The following is a 17,768-nucleotide window of genomic DNA, read 5'->3' as shown; positions in this document are numbered from 1 at the left end:
ATTGATTAGAATTTGATAGAGAAAAAACAGACTTTTTCTCTTAAATTCACTGTTTTAGAAGATTGATTGTGGCTGCGGTAACATCTTCTTGCCGCATCAAGGATTCACCGATCAAAAAGGTCGTGGCACCAATTGCTTGCATACGCTTTAGATCTGCCGGGCTATATAAACCGCTTTCGGCGACAAGAAGTTTGTCCTGAGGAACCATTTCTGACAGCTCTTCTGTTGTCGCAATATCAACCTCGAGTGTTTTCAAGTTCCTGTTATTTACACCCAGAAGAGGGGACTTGAGCGTATCAAGAGCTCTGGTTAGTTCTTCTGCATTATGAACTTCAACCAACACGTCCATGCCCAGATCAAAAGCAAGATTCTCAAGTTCGCTTGCTTGCTGATCTTCCAGTGCGGCCATAATCAGAAGAATGCAGTCCGCGCCAAGTGCCCGGGATTCAATAATTTGGTAGGGTTCAAGCATAAAATCCTTACGCAGAGCCGGAAGGTCAACAGCAGCACGTGCGTCGATCAGATATTGATCTGCTCCTTGAAAATAAGGCTCGTCAGTCAAAACAGAGAGGCAAGTTGCGCCGCCAGCTTTATAGGCTTTGGCAAGGGATGCTGGATCAAAGTCAGCTCGGATAAGGCCTTTGCTTGGTGATGCCTTTTTGATCTCGCTGATCAAGCCATACTTGCCTTGCTCGTACTTGGCCTTCAGGGCTTTGTAAAAGCCGCGTGGTGTATCCTGAGCGGCTGCCTTTGCCTCCAACTCTGAAAGGGAGATTTTTTCTTTTCTAGCCCGGATAAAATCGAGCTTATCATCACAAATGCGTTTTAAAACATCACTCACTGAGTTGTTTCCTCGTTCGTATATGAAGCCAAACCATCAAGCTTTGCGAGTGCTGCACCGCTATCTATTGATTTTGCTGCGATCACGGCACCTTCTTTGAGGTCATCGGTTAATCCTGCGACGATGAGTGCGCCGGCTGAATTCAGGACAACAGCATCGCGGTAAGCATTCTTTTTACCACCAAGCATTTCGCGCATTGCCTTGGCATTAAAAGCTGCATCACCACCAATAATCTCTTCTATAGGGGATCTTTCCAACCCAGCCATTTCAGGAATTATCTCAAAGTTCCTGATCTGTCCTTGATCCAGCTCAGAAATATAACTGAGGCCGGAAATTGATAGTTCGTCCAGGCCTTCAGCACCATGTACAACCCAGGCTTTTTCATGTCCTATGGCTTTTAATACCTGTGCCAGTGGTTCAACCCATTCCCGTCCGAAAACGCCCGTAATCTGGCGGGTTACCTTTCCGGGGTTTGAGAGAGGACCTAAAAGATTGAAGATCGTTCGGGTGCCGAGTTCAGCCCGTGTAGGGCCAACATGACGCATGGCAGAATGATATAGCGGGGCTGCTAGAAAAGCTGTGCCATTTTCAGCCAAGGCTTTTTCAACGGCATCAACATTTGCTTCAAGGCCGATGCCCAATGCCCCTAAAACATCAGATGCACCACTTTTAGAGGAAGCTGCTCTGTTCCCGTGTTTTGCAACGATGGCTCCGGCACCTGCGACAACAAAAGCTGTGGCCGTTGAAACGTTGAGTGTACCTTTTGCATCACCCCCGGTACCACAGACATCAATGGCACCTTCTGGGGCTTTAATGGTTAGCATTTTGCTGCGCATAGAGCGTGCTGCGCCTGTTATTTCATCGACGGTCTCGCCTTTGACACGCAAGCTCATCAAGAAACCGGCAACCTGTGCGGAAGTGGCTTCACCTGTCATCAGAAGATCAAAGGCTTTTTCCGATTGTTCGGCAGTTAAACTGTTGCCGTCAGCTACATAGGCGATAAATGACTTGATGTCGTTCAGTTCCCCTGACATGGAACAGGCCTCCTTATTGTTATCTATCCTGATGGATTGAACCGTTGATGTTTCTATACCGTCAGAAAGTTCTTCAAGAGATCATGGCCTTTTTCAGAGGCAATGCTTTCGGGGTGGAATTGAACGCCATGCAAGGGAAGTTCTTTGTGTTGAAGTCCCATGATGACGCCATCTTCAGTCCAGGCCGTAACTTCCAGGCAATCAGGCATGCTGTCTGGTTCAATCGTCAATGAATGGTAACGAGTAACGGTCAGTGGATCTGGCAACCCCTTAAAAACACTTTTCCCGTTGTGTTTTACGGGGCTGGTTTTACCATGCATCGGGCTTGGGGCGCGCACTACCTTGGCACCGAACGCTTGCCCTATGGATTGATGCCCAAGGCAAACGCCCAATACAGGAATTTTACCAGCGACTCTTTCAATTAGTTCTAAACATATACCCGCAGATGATGGATCACAGGGACCGGGAGAGATAACAATCCGTTCTGGATTAAGTGCAAAAACCTCATCAACAGAAATCTGATCGTTGCGTTCCACGGAGATTGTCGCGCCTAGCTCTCCAAGAAAATGATATAGGTTATAAGTAAAGCTGTCGTAATTATCGATCAGTAATAACATTTCGGCACACGGGCTTTCGCTGATTGCTACAGTTAGATTGCAAAAAGTTATAACAGCAAGATTATGTCGAAGAAATAAGGAAAAGCCTGATTCATTTTAAGATTTGATTTTTTTATAATACATATCTTGACCTTCCCGTAACTGTAAGCCTCATATTTACCGTATTCTAAAACCTAAAGTGTGTATTTATTATGTCTGAAGCCATTGAATTAACAGTTAAAGGAATGTCTTGTGCAGGGTGTGTCCGCTCTGTCGAAAGGGCTTTAACTGCCGTTGAGGGCGTTATTGCTGCATCCCCGGATTTGATGAGTAATACAGCGACGGTAACCTATGCTGGTACTGTGGATAAGGATTTATTGTTAAAAAGCCTAAGCGACAAAGGTTATGAAGCTTTTTTTACATCAGAGCCTAGTGTTGGTGGCGCGGTTAACGATCGCGACCTCGATTCAGCTTCTATTGATAAGCGGTTATTTGTTATTGCGCTACTTTTAACGTTACCCTTGGTGGGCCAGATGGTTTTTCTGCCGTTGGGTATTAATTTATCAATTCCCCCTCTGATCCAGTTTCTTTTGGCTTTACCCGTTCAGTTCTATGCAGGTGCGCGCTTCTACAAGGGAATTTGGCAGGCAGTTAGATATGGACAAAGTAATATGGATACTCTTGTCGCAATTGGCACCTCTGCGGCTTTTGGATTATCTGTTTTTATCTTGTTAGGTGATTATTCTGAGTGGATGTCCTGGTCATCTCACCTTGCGCACGAGCTTTACTTCGAAGCATCAGCTGCGGTTATCACGTTAGTTCTTTTGGGAAAGGTGCTAGAAGAGAAAGCCAAAGGCAAGACAAACAAGGCGCTTGAAGCTCTTATTCGACTTCAACCTTTGAATGCAACTGTTATTCGTGGGCAAAACCAACTAACCGTTCCAGCAATCAAAGTGTTGTCGGATGATATTGTTATTGTCAGACCTGGAGATGTTATTCCTGTAGATGGTGAAATTTGCAAAGGAACGAGCCAAGTTAACGAGGCTATGATTACGGGCGAGGCGATGCCAGTGATAAAGAATACTGGTGATCTCGTTATTGGTGGGACATTGAACGGTGAAGGTCTGTTACATCTCTCACCAACAACTCTTGGAAAAAGTTCCCGTCTATCACAGATTATTAATCAGGTGAAAACAGCGCGCAACACAAAGCCTCGAATACAAAAACTAGTCGATAAGGTCAGTGCCGTTTTTGTCCCCGCAGTATTGATTTTTTCCCTGCTGACATTCCTGGGGTGGTGGATGTTTGGAGCTGTCAGCTTTGAAATCGCAATTATAAATGCAGTTACGGTTCTTGTTATAGCTTGTCCTTGTGCTTTGGGGCTTGCCACACCTACGGCAATTATGGTTGGCAGTGGGCAGGCTGCGCGTATGGGGATTTTAGTCAAAAATGCGGATGTTATAGAAAAACTATCAAAAGCAACGACGGTGGTTTTTGATAAAACGGGAACCCTTACCGAAGGTCGCCCAGAAGTTATCGCGTCAACTTTTGTTGATGAAAAGAATGATAAAGAGATTATATCTACTGTTATTGGGCTAACAAAAGATAGTTCACATCCACTTTCAAAGGCAATTGCAGAATATTTTGATGGTAAAGCTAAGCCAAAGGAATTTAAAACAATAACAGCCGTTCCGGGGCTTGGTCTTTCGGCTGAGTTGACAGATACGACTTACTTTTTGGGAAGTGAGCGTTATATGACACAAGTTGGAGCAATGCTGAGCGGTTACCAAAACTTTATTGATACTAATCACGCATGTGGTGCGTCATTGGTTTGGATTGCGCAAAGAAATGCGACGTCAGTAAAGGATGAAGCGCCGATTGTTATTGGTGGTTTCGCATTACAGGATAAAATTAAACCCCAGTCTTTTAAAGCGGTTGAAGCTTTGAAAGCCAGAGGTGTTTCAGTCGTAATGCTTAGTGGTGATCATCAGCTCGCTGCGCAGAAAGTAGCAGAGGCGCTGGAGATAGAAAAGGTAGAAGGAAACCTTCTTCCAGAAGGTAAGTTATCTTATTTACAGAAATTGCACCAAGAAGGTGAAATCGTTGTCATGGTTGGGGATGGGATAAACGATGCCCCGGCCTTGGCCGGGGCTGATATAGGCCTGGCGATGGGCGATGGTAGTGATGTCGCAATCAATACTGCGGATGCGTCACTTATTCAGAGCAATCCCTATCTGGTGTATAAAACAATCAGAGCGGGGCAGGTGATTCACGCCAAAATTGGACACAATCTTATCGGGGCTTTTGTCTATAATGTTATTGGGTTACCGCTTGCTGCATCTGGTTTATTAAGTCCTGTATTGGCAGGTTTGGCGATGGCGCTGAGTTCAGTTACGGTTATGGCAAGCTCTTTATCACTTTATTCTTCTTTGAAACGGATTGATTGATGATGAAAATTGGTCAGGTTTCTGAAGTTTCGGGACTACCGGCAAAAACAATACGATACTACGAATCAATTGGTCTGATAGAACCTGCGGGAAGAACATCTTCTGGCTATCGTGCCTACCAGGAAAAGGATATTGAAACGCTCAAGTTTATCCAAAGAGCCCGAAGTCTCGGCTTTTCCATTAGTGAAGTGTCTGCTTTGTTAACGTTATGGAATGATCGCAACAGAGCGAGTTCACAAGTCAAAGCGCTGGCGAAACAGCATGTTGCGGACATGGATCGCAAGATAACCGAGCTGCAAAGCATGAAAGATACCTTGAGCAACTTGATTGAAAAATGTCAGGGGGATCATCGGCCTGATTGCCCTATACTGAACGATTTTGCCCAAAAAGATCGTTGAATTAATCTGGTTGAAGCGATCAGACACTGTGACAAGTTTTGTCAGTTTCTTCTGTTCACTCCTGCAAGGCTGATATACATATGATCGCTCTGATTAGAGTGGATTCATGGTAGCAAAACGCAAGACACAAAAAACAAGCACTTTGGAAAAGAAGTCAAAAAAACAAAGTTCTTCCCATCGTGGAAGTCTGTTTATTGTTGCTGGATTTCTTTTCTTTATTGCTCTTGCTGTTTCTTCTGTTCTTATTCTCCAAAAGAACAGGGATCATTCCAAGCCACCTGAACCTCAGCCACAATTAACGGAAGCCCAGGTAAAAAAGAAAGCCTTGGAAGCTGCCCCGGCGAACAAGCCACATCCGATTAACCTTGGTGATATTTCTATTGATGATACGGTTCTGGAAGATGGGCGCGCAAATGAGCGTGCCAACCTGCCGCCAAATGTAACGGTTAGTGAAGATAAAGGTCCTGTGCCCACAAAACAGGTCGAAACCTCAGAATTAACTCCCTCCCAAAAAACGCCAACTATGGAGAAAGGTTCTACCAAGCTGTCTGAGGTGCAGGATAGTGCTTCTGAAGCCTCATCAAAAGATCAGCTTTTGATTAATGACGATCAGGTTGCTGCGTTGCCACCGAAACAAAAAACGTTGGATGAGGCTGAACAGCGCACAGAATGGGTGAAGCCCGCGCGGCCTATGATCGCCGTCGTCTTGGATGATGTGGGTGTAAACAAAAGAGGGGCTGAACTTGCTATAGAGCTGCCCGGGGCAATTACTTTGGCCTTTATGACCTACGCGCCTGATGTGAAAGAAATGGCGGCCGAGGCGCGTAAAAAGGGGCATGAATTAATGTTGCATGTTCCTATGGAACCCCTTGGCTCAGCTGATCCCGGACCAAAAGCGCTGTTAACCGGATTAAGTGATGAAGAAATACTGGCCCGTCTGGAATGGGGAATGGCGCAATTTGATGGGTATATCGGGATCAATAATCATATGGGCAGCAAATTTACGGGGTGGAGACGAGGAATGGAGGTTGTCATGTCTAGAATAGAGCAGACAGACCATTTCTTTATGGATTCAAGAACCTCACCACGTAGTGTTGCGGCTTCTGTAGCAGCATCAATGGGCGTACCTGTTCTTAGACGGGATGTCTTTATCGATAATGATTACAAAGACACACTGGAAATCTTGAAACAGCTGAAACAAGCTGAACGCATTGCAAAAAAGAATGGCCACGCTATTGCAATCGGTCATCCCCATAAATCTACTGTAGAGGTTTTGCATTCGTGGATTAAAGACGCTGAAGCGCGAGGGTTTGATATTGTGCCCATTTCACAAATCATGGCATTAAAAAAGCCGAAAGAGTAAGAACTCCTCCCGGCTTTTTTTATAGAACATTTATGGGCTCTTACATGTTGTTCTTTTGTGCGGCAAAGCGTACGGCCTCTTCTGCAGAACGGATAAGAGCCCGGGCTTTGTTGTGACACTCCTGATACTCTGATTCTGGTATAGAATCAGCGACGACACCAGCGCCAGCCTGAATGTACATGGTTTGATCTTTGACGATTGCCGTACGCAAGGCAATACAGGTATCCATACCGCCACCGGCACCAAAATATCCCACAGCACCACCATAGATGCCACGACGCTCTGGTTCCAGTTCATCTATAATTTCCATTGCCCGTACCTTTGGGGCGCCGGATACGGTACCTGCCGGGAAACCTGCGGCAAGGGCATCAATCATATCAGCACGCTCGGTATCCAGCGTACCTTCGACGTTTGAGACGATATGCATGACGTGGCTATAAAGTTCAATGATCATGCGCTCGGTCACTTCGATACTGCCAACTTCGGCGACACGCCCGACATCGTTGCGGCCTAAATCAAGCAGCATTAAATGTTCTGCAAGTTCTTTGGGATCAGACAGAAGATCTGCGGCAAGTTCCTTGTCTTCAGCGGCGTTGGCTCCGCGTTTGCGTGTCCCGGCAATCGGACGGATCGTGACTTTGCCATCTCTGACGCGAACAAGAATTTCCGGGCTGGATCCGACTACAGAAAAATCACCAAAGTTCAGGAAGAACAGAAAAGGAGAGGGGTTTAACCTCCGCAAAGCTCTATAGAGAGCAAAGGGCGGAAGCTTAAAGGGTACTGAGAAACGCTGAGACAAAACAACCTGGAAGATATCACCAGCCAAAATATATTCTTTGGCGCGATCTACTATGCCGTGGAACTCTTCCCGGGTCAGGTTAGATGCTGTTTCTGGCAAAACCAAATCGCCTTCAAACGCCTCTGGTTTGTGTTGCAGGGGCGCATTGAAGTCAGCGGTTACAGCCGCCAATCTATTGTGTGCCGCTTCAAAAGCATCACGTGCACTGATGCTATCTTTTGGCCATACCGTTGTTGTGACCAGGATCTGATCTTCTACACGATCAAAGATGGCTGTAACAGTTGGGCGCAGGTACATCCCTTCGGGTAAACCTAGGGTATCAGGATTATCCGTGGGTAGGTGTTCCATTTGACGAACAGTTTCGTACCCCATGTAACCAACAATACCAGCAGCCATTGGCGGGAAGTCTTCGGGAAGATCAAATCTGCATTCAGTGACCAGTTTGCGTAAGCTTTCCAGAGCAGCGTCATTTTCATCAACAAAAGCATCTGGCGATGTCTGATATTGTCGGTTTATTTCTGCTTTTGAACCGTTACAGCGCCATACCAGGTCGGGGTCAAAGCCGATAAAGGAATAGCGTCCAATTGTGTTTCCACCTTCGACAGATTCAAAAAGGAAACTATTGGCACGACGTTCTGCCAATTTCAAAAAGGCAGAAACGGGCGTTTCCAGATCTGCAATCAAAGTCGTCCACACGACCTGTGGTTTGTGTTGATTGTAGGTTTCTGAAAACGCCTCAAATGTAACGGGATTCTTCATTGTTAGTTTGAGTGGCCATAGGGGGTGATAACCTGGTTAATTGAGGTTTGATTAATCTCAACACCAAAGTCTTTTTCAAGAGCAGATATGTACTGTGTGTAAATATCGTTTTTGTAAGAGTTTTCAATAGAGCTCTTGGTACTCTCGATCTCTTCGGTTACAGACGATAAATCGGGCTGTTCGACTGTTGATAGGCTAACAACAAGATACCCTTTATCTGCCTGGCCAGTAAGAATATCACCTTTTTCAGCTTTGTAGATATCCCTGACCAGTGCGGGGGCGAGGGCTTCACCAATGCTTGCTGAAAAACGATTTATCTCGACGCCGAACTTGATAAGCTCAGCTGATTCGTCAGTCACAGCTTGCAAAGGTGTGCCGTTTTTAGCTTCTTCGGCTAATTTATCCGCAACTGCTTTTGCTTCCTCGCTTCTTTTGTTTTCAAGCCAAGAGCTTGTAAGTTGAGCCTTAACTTCTTCCAGTGGGCGAGGTGAAGGGGGGGTGACTGAATTAACTTTAAGCAGGAAGTATCCACCATTTTCAAGTTCGGTAAGCAAGCTGTCTGAACCTGATTCCGTTTGCGCGATTATTGCGCGGAATCTGGCATCTTCGGCGAGACCAAATTGTGGCAATCCATTGCGATCAAGCCCTTCTGCGTCAATTGCTTCGTAGTTTAATATTTCTTGACCAAGCTTGTTTGCGGCTTCTTCAAGCGTAGCACCCGAAGCAATTTCATCATCCAGTTGGTTCGCAATTGAAATTATCTCATCCGTTGCAATGCGCAATGCAGCATCTTTTTTTATCTGCTCTTTTACTTCCTCAAACTGAGCTTCCCGGGCAGGAGAAATTTCAAGAACAGAAACGATATGCCATCCCAACGGAGATTTAATAGGGGCGACAACGCCTGTGTTTTCCAGATTAAAGACAGCATCCTGCAATTCTGGCAATAGATCAGAACGCTCCATGGTACCAAGATCAACACCCGCAGAACCAGTTGCTTCTGTTGCTACGGTATCAAAGTCTGCACCGTTTAAGATTTTGTTATAAGTCTCATTTGCTTTGGCTTCATCGTTGAGAAGCATTTGAACAAGCTTGCGGCGATCTGGCAGGGAGAGGCTATCTTTTTGTGCCAGAAATTCTTCCTGGATTTGATCATCTGTCAGAACAACATTCTGGGCGGCTTTTGATGGATCAAGAAAGATGTAGCTGACTGATTTATATTCCGGCGCCAGATAGTTTTGTTTTTCTTCTTCGTAGTAGGCGGCAAGCTCTGAATCTGTTGGATCTGACAGCTGAGAAAATCTGCTGTAGGGAATTTCGATATAGTCAACAATACGCTTCTCAGTTTGATAACTGTAAAGGCGTTCTGCCATTTTTTGCGGCACAGGGATCGCACCCGTGATAGCATTGTTGAGTTGTTGTCTTTCAATGTCGTTGCTTAGATCAGCAAGAAACGCAGCTTCTGAAAGGCCAGCCTGATAAAGTGTTGATTGGAAGCGTGCGGCATCAAAAATACCAGCCTCGTTTTTAAAGGCATCAATTTTCTGAATTTCTTTTTGTTGCTGCTCTCGAGAGACAGTCAATCCCATCTCGTCAGATTGCACCTGTGAAAGTGCTCGGGCAACCAAGCGGGAAATAACACGATTATCCAGACCAAGTTGTTGCGCCTCTTGTGCGTCGAGTGCACGTCCAAGCTGTTGGGAAAGTGCATTGGTTTCACGGGAAAAATCATTGGCGAACTCGGCTTGGGTAATTTCAACCTCACCAACTTTTGCAATCGTTTGATTATTGCCAAGGTTCAGGAAAATATCCTGGATGCCCCAAGCGGCAAAACTCAGGATCAATAGACAAAATAGAGCCAAAACAACAATACGTTTTAAAAGGCCTGGTTTTTTATGAGCCATAACTTACCCGTGAAATCTTTATTAAGTTTATTTCATATATGTAATCGTGCCGGGCATCTTAGGGATGGAGCAAAGACTGGGCAACAGCGTTTTTAAAGAATGTGCCCGATATTACCCCCGGCATTGCAGTGTGGTGAGTTTTTTATCCTCTTTAGTTATGATTAAGTTGCTTAATCATATTAAAAATTGTGCAAAAAATTCTACAGACTTGAAAAAATCCTGCAGTCTTGGCCTGCAGTCTTGGATTGTTGTGAACGACACTGTATAGATGTGCCCGTAATTAACAGGGAGAATCGAATATGGCGGGCAAACTTATTGCTGGTAACTGGAAGATGAACGGGTCTGTATCCTTTGCTACCGAGTTGGTGGAGGGGCTTTTGGGGAAACTGAACCAGGATTCTGTATCTGCTGATTTTGTTGTGTGCCCACCAGCGGCTTTGCTTGGTACTGTTCTCTCTTTGACAAAAAACTCTGATCTGGCTGTTGGTGGCCAGGATTGTCATGCGAATGTATCCGGAGCCCACACCGGTGATACCTCTGCCGAATTGCTCAAGAATATTGGTTGTGGATACGTCATTACTGGGCACTCGGAAAGACGCACAGACCACGGCGAAACAAATGCGGATGTTAATGCAAAAAGTGCTGCTGCACTGAGAGCAGGTCTGACCCCAATAATCTGCATTGGCGAAACCGAAGACGAACGTGTATCAGGTGATACTTTGAGCGTAATCAAGACGCAGGTTACAGAATCACTGCCTGATGATTGTGATCCGGATAGCATTGTTCTTGCCTATGAGCCTGTATGGGCTATTGGCACAGGTAAGACAGCCACGCCAGCTGATGTTGAGGAGGTTCACAATTTTATTCGTGGTCTTTTAAATGACCGTTTTGGTGAAGACGGAGCAAAAAAGATTCGGATACTTTATGGTGGATCTGTGAAACCTGCTAATGCGGCTGAACTGCTTGCTGTGTCTAACGTTGACGGTGCCTTGGTCGGCGGTGCGAGTTTAAAAGTAGAAGATTTTTGGGCGATTGGTGCCAGATGACACTGGTCATATCGATCTGAAAAGGCTAAATAGCCTGTTAAGTTTTGAATAGGCGCATGACACTACACACTCCGGGTTAGGTTTGGGGTGTGTGGTTTAGTGTTGAATAGGGATAGTTTTATCCCGGAAAGTTTGAGAGACTACTAACGATGAACAACGTCCTTCTGGTCATTCATTTGTTGATTACTTTGTCCCTTATTGGTGTCGTCCTTGTGCAGAAAAGCGAAGGTGGTGCTCTTGGAATGGGGGGAAGCGGTGCTGGTGGCGGTTCAGGCGGCTTCGGTGGTTTCCTCACCGGGCAAAGCACTGCGAACCTGTTAACCCGTACAACAGCAATCTTGGCCGCAGCTTTTATCGCTTCTAGTTTATTGCTGACAATCCTTGCAGATACGGGCCGTACAACAAGCTCTATTACAGATGGTATCACTGTTCCTGCAATTGAAACCGAGACAGAGCAACCTGTTGCTCCTCCGGTTTCAGAATAAGTTTCGGATTATTTCCGTTACGTACTATCATTGACCGGGACCAACAGGGTCCCGGTTTTGTTGAAACTGAATTAAGTGACAACGAGTTTCATGACGCGCTTTATATTTATTACCGGTGGTGTGACTTCTTCTTTGGGGAAGGGGTTGACCTCCGCGGCTGTTGGTGCGCTGCTTCAGGCGCGTGGCTACAAGGTCCGCCTTCGTAAACTTGATCCCTATCTCAATGTTGATCCTGGCACGATGAGTCCTTATCAACATGGTGAGGTTTTTGTAACCGATGATGGTGCAGAAACTGATTTGGATCTTGGGCACTACGAGCGCTATACAGGGGTATCCGCCCGAAAAAGTGATAACGTAACAACCGGGAAAATCTATTCCGAGGTTTTGGCGAAAGAGCGCCGGGGTGATTACCTAGGGGCGACTATTCAGGTTATCCCGCATATTACAAACGCGATTAAAGAGTTTGTAATGTCAGATCTTGATGATGAAGATTTTATCCTTTGCGAGATCGGTGGAACTGTTGGGGATATTGAGGGGCTACCTTTCCTGGAAGCAATTCGTCAGTTGGGGAACGAACTTGGGCGTGAGCGCAGTCTCTTTATTCATTTGACGCTGATTCCTTATCTGAAAGCTGCGGGTGAACTGAAAACGAAGCCGACGCAGCATTCTGTGAAAGAACTGCAATCAGTTGGTATCCAGCCAGATATGCTTCTATGCCGTTGCGAGCAGGATATTCCAGAAGGGGCACTTCGCAAGATTGCCCAGTTCTGTAATGTGCGTGAGACAGCTGTTATCCCGGCGCTTGATGTTGATACAATCTATGCAGTGCCTCGGGCATACCATGAACAGGGACTGGACGAAGAAGTTTGCCGTCATTTTGGTATTGAGCCTAAAAAAGAGCTCGACCTATCCCGTTGGGATCAGGTGACGCAAACAATTCGCGAGCCTGATGGTGAAGTGACGATCGGGGTTGTTGGTAAATATACTTCTTTGTTAGATGCCTACAAATCACTTGCTGAAGCGTTGGTTCACGGTGGTATTGCCAATAACGTTAAAGTTAAGATCAACTGGCTGGATTCACAGATCTTTGAAAGCGAAGGGGCTATTGAGGCTCTGGAAAACGTTCATGGTATTTTGGTGCCTGGCGGTTTTGGCGAACGTGGATCCGAAGGGAAAATTGCAGCTGCTGGATTTGCTCGAAAAACAAACGTGCCGTACTTTGGTATTTGTTTTGGTATGCAGATGGCCGTTCTTGATGCGGCGCGTAATCTAGCCGGATTAACGGATGCAAGCTCTTCAGAGTTTGGTCCCTGTGAAGAACCCCTTGTGGGGATCATGACAGAATGGGCGCGCGGCAACGAACTGGAACAACGTTCTTATGGTAGTGACCTTGGTGGCACAATGCGTTTGGGTAGCTATCCATGTACACTTTCCGAAGGTTCCAAAGTTCGCGAAGCCTATGGAGCAGAGCTTGTTGAAGAGCGTCATCGTCACCGTTATGAAGTGAACATTAACTATCGTGAAAAACTCGAGGCTTCCGGGCTTAAATTCTCTGGATTGTCACCAGATGGTAAACTGCCTGAAATCGTTGAGTTAGAAGATCATCCTTGGTTTATCGGTGTTCAGTTCCATCCAGAACTGAAATCCAGACCATTTGATCCGCATCCGCTTTTCACTTCTTTTGTGAAGGCCGCGATAGAACAGTCTCGCTTGGTTTAAATCTAGAAAAACGAACCAGGTGGTGTAAATTTATAGGGTAGAATAGGAAGTTATTTTTATGGCAGTGCATGCAGACCTTCAATCTCGACACGTTAAAGTTGGTAATATTACTTTCGGTAATGATTTACCATTCGTATTGATTGCAGGTCCTTGCCAGATGGAAGGCAGAGCGCACGCACTGGAAATGGCCGAGACGTTAACCAAGGCCTGTGAAAAGCTTTCTATTCCCCTGATTTACAAATCTTCTTTTGATAAAGCAAACCGAACCAGCCTTAGCTCTTCTCGTGGTATTGGCATGGACGAGGCTTTGTCTGTTTTTGAAGAAATCAAATCTAAATTTGGATGTCCGGTTATTACCGATGTTCATGCGGCGCACCAGTGTGAACCCGTAGCTCAGGTCGTTGATGTTCTGCAGATTCCAGCCTTTTTGTGTCGCCAGACTGATTTGCTCGTTGCGGCTGCTAAAACGGGACGGGCGATTAATGTCAAGAAAGGGCAGTTTCTTGCCCCTTGGGATATGGCGAATGTTTCACAAAAGATTATAGAATCAGGGAATGATAAGGTAATGGTGTGTGAACGCGGCGCATCATTCGGATATAACACACTGGTTTCTGATATGCGGTCCTTACCTATCATGGCAATGGGAACTGGATGTCCTGTTGTCTTTGATGCTACGCATTCAGTGGCTCAACCCGGTGGTCAGGGCGCGACATCTGGCGGGCAGAGAGAATTTATTTCTGTGCTGGCGCGCGCAGCGGTTTCTGTTGGTGTTGCTGGCCTCTTTATGGAGACACACCAGGATCCTGATAATGCCCCATGTGATGGGCCAAACATGATCCGGGTTCAAGAGCTACCAGAACTTCTTTCGCTTCTGGTTGAGCTCGACAAACTGGCAAAAGCACATCCTGTGTCTATTGCTTAACTATGATACCGAGGCCTGCCCCTCTCTGCGCCTCAACTTTCTTAACGGAGATAGAATAAAATGACGGCGATCATCGACATACAAGGTCGTGAGATCCTCGATTCTCGTGGCAACCCTACCGTAGAAGTTGACGTTCTTTTGGAAAGTGGCGCCTTTGGGCGTGCTGCGGTGCCATCAGGTGCTTCAACCGGAATTTATGAGGCTGTGGAGCTTCGCGATCAGGATAAAGGACGTTATCTTGGCAAGGGGGTTCTGAAGGCAGTTGAATCTGTAAATGAAGAGCTCCTCGAAGCTCTTGTTGGCCTTGATGCCGAAGACCAGCTTTTGATTGATCAGGTCATGATTGATCTTGATGGTACTGAAAACAAATCTCGGCTGGGCGCAAATGCTATTCTGGGTGTCAGCCTGGCAGTTGCAAAAGCTTCTGCCGAAGATGCGGGTTTGCCTCTGTACCGTTATGTTGGGGGGGCTTTTGCAAGAACGCTTCCTGTGCCGATGATGAATATTATCAATGGTGGTGCGCATGCCGACAATCCAATTGATATTCAGGAATTTATGGTTATGCCTGTTGGCGCGTCGTCCGGTTCCGATGCTATTCGCATGGGCGCAGAGATCTTTCATTCATTGAAAAAATCGTTGAGCGATGCGGGGCACAACACCAATGTTGGTGACGAGGGTGGTTTTGCACCAAGTCTTGCATCTACTGACGAGGCTTTGAATTTTATCACGAAAGCGGTTGATAACGCGGGATACAATCTTGGTGACGATGTAATGTTGGCACTGGATTGTGCTTCTTCCGAGTACTTCAAAGACGGCAAATACGAACTTGCTGGCGAAGGTAAATCCCTGGGCGCAGACGAGATGGTTCGTTACCTGGAAGACCTTGTTAATCGCTATCCAATTCTTTCCATCGAAGATGGTATGGCCGAAGATGATTGGGATGGTTGGAAATCTTTGACCCAGGCAATCGGCAATAAAGTACAGTTGGTTGGCGACGATCTCTTTGTAACCAACCCAAAACGTCTGCTTCGTGGTCTGGAAACCGATACAGCAAATTCGATCCTGATTAAGGTCAATCAGATTGGTACGCTTTCAGAAACACTTGAAGCTGTAGATATGGCACATAAAGCTGGCTATACAGCCGTTATGTCGCATCGTTCCGGTGAGACAGAAGATAGCACTATCGCTGATTTGGCTGTGGCCACGAACTGTGGGCAGATTAAAACAGGCTCTCTGTCCCGTTCTGATCGTATTGCCAAATATAACCAGCTTATCCGTATCGAAGAAGAGCTGGGATCAATGGCTCATTATGCTGGACGTAGCGTACTTCGTAAGTAATTAATAACAATAATCAATCCTTGAATTTATCTAAGGTCGATTATTTATAGAAATTCAGGGGCCTCGGTTAAAACCGAGGCCCCTGTTTCGTTAAGTTCTGTTTAAGTCTGGTAAGTAGAGCCAGCGTTACGGAAGCTAGTGGTGCTTGTGTTCAAGAGCAAATGAAAGGGTAGAGAAATAACCCTCTTTATCCGCATCGGTCTTGTCTTCTAACTCTTTGGTTGTTGAAACCGCGATCACGTTCAGTTCCTGGTTTCTTATTGTGATGGTTACTTCCCCTTTTTCATCGGTGATCGCTTTATCAGCTGCTTCGTCATTGATGTAATCAGCAATCACTTTCAGGCCTTCAACGGGTTTTTGGTTTAAAAGAACCCGTAGAGAAAGTTTATCCCCCTGTTCCAGTTCGTGGGGGTTTTGCAAAGGAAAGATTTCTAGTGGAAGCCCCAGAGGTTTATCGAGAGCGCTTGCTCCTAGTGGGATGTGTGTTGTGTATTTAAAGTAATGTCCTGAAGACACGGGGTTTTCAACCGCTGACTTTTTCTGGTTATGCCACTTTCCTTTGGTGTCTTTTGTCCAGTAACCGTTATCAAAAGTTGCTGTTACGGCCTGTGCCTTTTTAGGAATTTTGATGTTTATATAGCTGTCTGTTTTGTGTGTTTTCCCGTCATTTACGCTGCCATCTGGCATGTGTATCTGGACAGATTTTAGTTTCTTTCCATCATAGGAATCATCAGATGCACCATGACCATAAACAATGGATGGCTCACCAAAGCGATCCGTAATCCAGATACCGTGAGCAAAGCTGGTCGCGGGGAGAAGAGTTAATAGAAGTGCGGAGAGAATTTTTATCATTCTAATAATTATCTTTTTATATATGTTGTTGTGATCAGGCTTATTGTGCCCAGTGATTGAAGCAATCTTTATGTTTTGATTGCCAGATTTCAGGAAGAAACTCATCCTCTTCGACCAAGCAGTCATTAAGGCGGCTTGTTATTTCTTCCTGGTTCATTTGTGATCCGATAAAAACGATTTCGTTTCGACGATCACCAAATGATTTATCCCAGTTCTTTTTAATTTGAGTGATGAAATCCTGATCATCCGGCCACCTGTTTTTGGACACGGCTGACCACCATTTACCAATTAATTCTGTAGTGGTGTATTTTCCTGCCTGGGACATCTCGCCAACTTGGTCAGGTCGATTTGAAAGCCAGAAATGGCCTTTTGATCTTAAGACGCCAGGTTGTTCCTGTTTAAAGAAGTTTGCAATTTTTTCAGGTACAAATGGTTTCTTGGATCGATAAACAAAACTATTAATGCCATATTCCTCGGTTTCGGGGGTGTGGCTTTCATATCCATAAAGCTCTTTTGCCCACAATGGGTGTTCATGTGCTTTTTCAAAACTAAAGCGTTTTGTGCTCAACAGTTGTTCTAATGGAACTTTTGATTGCACACTTTTAACCAAGATTGCATCTGGGTTGAGGGCTTTAATTACTTTTTGTATTTCGGCAACTGTATCTTCAGAAACCAGATCTGTTTTGTTCAGGATGATTGTGTCTGCAAATTCGATCTGTTCTACGAGCAGGTTGACGAGAGACCTCTGGTCTTCCGGGCCAAGTGCTTCACCTCTGTCCAAGAGTAAATCTGATGAAGAATAATCATTAAGGATGTTTGCTGCATCAATGACGGTAACCATATTATCCAAAGTGGTGATATCAGAAAGGCTAAAGCCGTTTTCATCCCTGAATTCAAATGTTGTTGCGACGGGGAGGGGTTCCGAAATACCAGATGATTCAATAATTAAGTGGTCAAAATTTCCTGATGTTGCAAGTTTGGTAACTTCTTGGAGTAAGTCTTCTCTTAAGGTGCAGCAGATGCAACCATTTGTCATTTCGACCAGGTTTTCATCAGTTTGTGATAGAGATGCATTTTTATATTGAAGTATGTCGGAATCAATATTGATCTCGCTCATATCGTTAACGATAACAGCAGCTCTTTCAAGGTCATTGTTGTTTAGGATTTCGTTCAAGAGAGTTGTTTTGCCAGCTCCAAGAAAACCGGATAGGACCGTTACGTTTAGTTTGTTCATTGCTTCACCTCAAATCAGACGTTTGAGTGATTGA

General features: G+C 45.4%; 15 protein-coding genes. 8 read left to right on the top strand and 7 right to left on the bottom strand.

Annotated elements, in window-relative coordinates; genetic code table 11:
* Window positions 1-46: 46 nt before the first annotated feature.
* From trpC to WH95_RS18125, 3 genes are read right to left on the bottom strand one after another with little or no spacing between them, the layout of a single operon-like run.
* Window positions 47-841: an indole-3-glycerol phosphate synthase TrpC gene (trpC, locus tag WH95_RS18135; protein WP_046509789.1), complete on the bottom strand. Its 795-nt coding sequence runs from the start codon at window positions 839-841 to the stop codon at window positions 47-49.
* Complete coding sequence (gene trpD, locus WH95_RS18130; protein WP_204247836.1) at window positions 838-1,875, bottom strand: anthranilate phosphoribosyltransferase; 1,038 nt, start codon at window positions 1,873-1,875, stop codon at window positions 838-840. Before trpD ends, trpC begins: the two co-directional genes overlap by 4 nt.
* A gap of 53 nt (window positions 1,876-1,928) precedes the next feature.
* Window positions 1,929-2,492, bottom strand: a complete 564-nt coding sequence (locus tag WH95_RS18125; RefSeq protein ID WP_046509788.1) for an anthranilate synthase component II — start codon at window positions 2,490-2,492, stop codon at window positions 1,929-1,931.
* A 191-nt stretch (window positions 2,493-2,683) separates the two neighbouring features.
* Between WH95_RS18125 and WH95_RS18120 the strand changes: the two genes are divergently transcribed.
* The 3 genes from WH95_RS18120 to WH95_RS20785 all read left to right on the top strand — a co-directional run bounded on the left by WH95_RS18120 (window position 2,684) and on the right by WH95_RS20785 (window position 6,679).
* Complete coding sequence (locus tag WH95_RS18120; protein WP_046509787.1) at window positions 2,684-4,918, top strand: heavy metal translocating P-type ATPase; 2,235 nt, start codon at window positions 2,684-2,686, stop codon at window positions 4,916-4,918.
* Window positions 4,918-5,316, top strand: a complete 399-nt coding sequence (cueR, locus tag WH95_RS18115) for a Cu(I)-responsive transcriptional regulator (protein WP_455349856.1) — start codon at window positions 4,918-4,920, stop codon at window positions 5,314-5,316. Before WH95_RS18120 ends, cueR begins: the two co-directional genes overlap by 1 nt.
* Window positions 5,317-5,422: 106 nt before the next feature.
* The gene (locus tag WH95_RS20785) at window positions 5,423-6,679 is read left to right on the top strand and encodes a divergent polysaccharide deacetylase family protein (protein WP_052742136.1); all 1,257 of its coding nucleotides are present in this window, start codon (window positions 5,423-5,425) and stop codon (window positions 6,677-6,679) included.
* A gap of 40 nt (window positions 6,680-6,719) precedes the next feature.
* On the opposite strand, the gene trpE is transcribed toward WH95_RS20785, so the two are convergent.
* Both trpE and WH95_RS18100 read right to left on the bottom strand, forming a co-directional pair.
* Window positions 6,720-8,237: an anthranilate synthase component I gene (gene trpE, locus WH95_RS18105; RefSeq protein ID WP_046509786.1), complete on the bottom strand. Its 1,518-nt coding sequence runs from the start codon at window positions 8,235-8,237 to the stop codon at window positions 6,720-6,722.
* Window positions 8,238-8,239: 2 nt separating this feature from the next.
* The gene (locus WH95_RS18100) at window positions 8,240-10,138 is read right to left on the bottom strand and encodes a SurA N-terminal domain-containing protein (protein ID WP_046509785.1); all 1,899 of its coding nucleotides are present in this window, start codon (window positions 10,136-10,138) and stop codon (window positions 8,240-8,242) included.
* Between the two features lie 299 nt (window positions 10,139-10,437).
* Between WH95_RS18100 and tpiA the strand changes: the two genes are divergently transcribed.
* From tpiA to eno, 5 genes are all read left to right on the top strand, one after another.
* Entirely contained in the window at window positions 10,438-11,184 is a 747-nt protein-coding gene (gene tpiA / locus WH95_RS18095) for a triose-phosphate isomerase (RefSeq protein WP_046509784.1), read from the top strand.
* A 149-nt stretch (window positions 11,185-11,333) separates the two neighbouring features.
* Window positions 11,334-11,669, top strand: a complete 336-nt coding sequence (secG, locus tag WH95_RS18090; RefSeq protein WP_046509783.1) for a preprotein translocase subunit SecG — start codon at window positions 11,334-11,336, stop codon at window positions 11,667-11,669.
* A gap of 90 nt (window positions 11,670-11,759) precedes the next feature.
* Window positions 11,760-13,388, top strand: coding sequence for a CTP synthase (locus tag WH95_RS18085; protein WP_046509811.1), 1,629 nt, complete (start codon window positions 11,760-11,762; stop codon window positions 13,386-13,388).
* A 58-nt stretch (window positions 13,389-13,446) separates the two neighbouring features.
* Window positions 13,447-14,310, top strand: a complete 864-nt coding sequence (kdsA, locus tag WH95_RS18080) for a 3-deoxy-8-phosphooctulonate synthase (RefSeq protein WP_046509782.1) — start codon at window positions 13,447-13,449, stop codon at window positions 14,308-14,310.
* Between the two features lie 60 nt (window positions 14,311-14,370).
* Complete coding sequence (gene eno / locus WH95_RS18075) at window positions 14,371-15,648, top strand: phosphopyruvate hydratase (RefSeq protein WP_046509781.1); 1,278 nt, start codon at window positions 14,371-14,373, stop codon at window positions 15,646-15,648.
* A gap of 135 nt (window positions 15,649-15,783) precedes the next feature.
* Here eno and WH95_RS18070 read toward each other — a convergent pair whose 3' ends face one another.
* On the bottom strand, window positions 15,784-16,500 hold the full coding sequence (locus WH95_RS18070) for a DUF4198 domain-containing protein (protein WP_046509780.1): 717 nt from the start codon (window positions 16,498-16,500) through the stop codon (window positions 15,784-15,786).
* A gap of 40 nt (window positions 16,501-16,540) precedes the next feature.
* Window positions 16,541-17,734, bottom strand: a complete 1,194-nt coding sequence (locus tag WH95_RS18065) for a GTP-binding protein (protein ID WP_046509778.1) — start codon at window positions 17,732-17,734, stop codon at window positions 16,541-16,543.
* Window positions 17,735-17,768 lie beyond the last annotated feature (34 nt).

The sequence above is a fragment of the Kiloniella litopenaei genome, from assembly GCF_000982415.1.
In the GTDB taxonomy this organism is placed as follows: Bacteria; Pseudomonadota; Alphaproteobacteria; order Kiloniellales; family Kiloniellaceae; genus Kiloniella; species Kiloniella litopenaei.
This window is presented reverse-complemented; position numbering and strand designations above follow the sequence as displayed.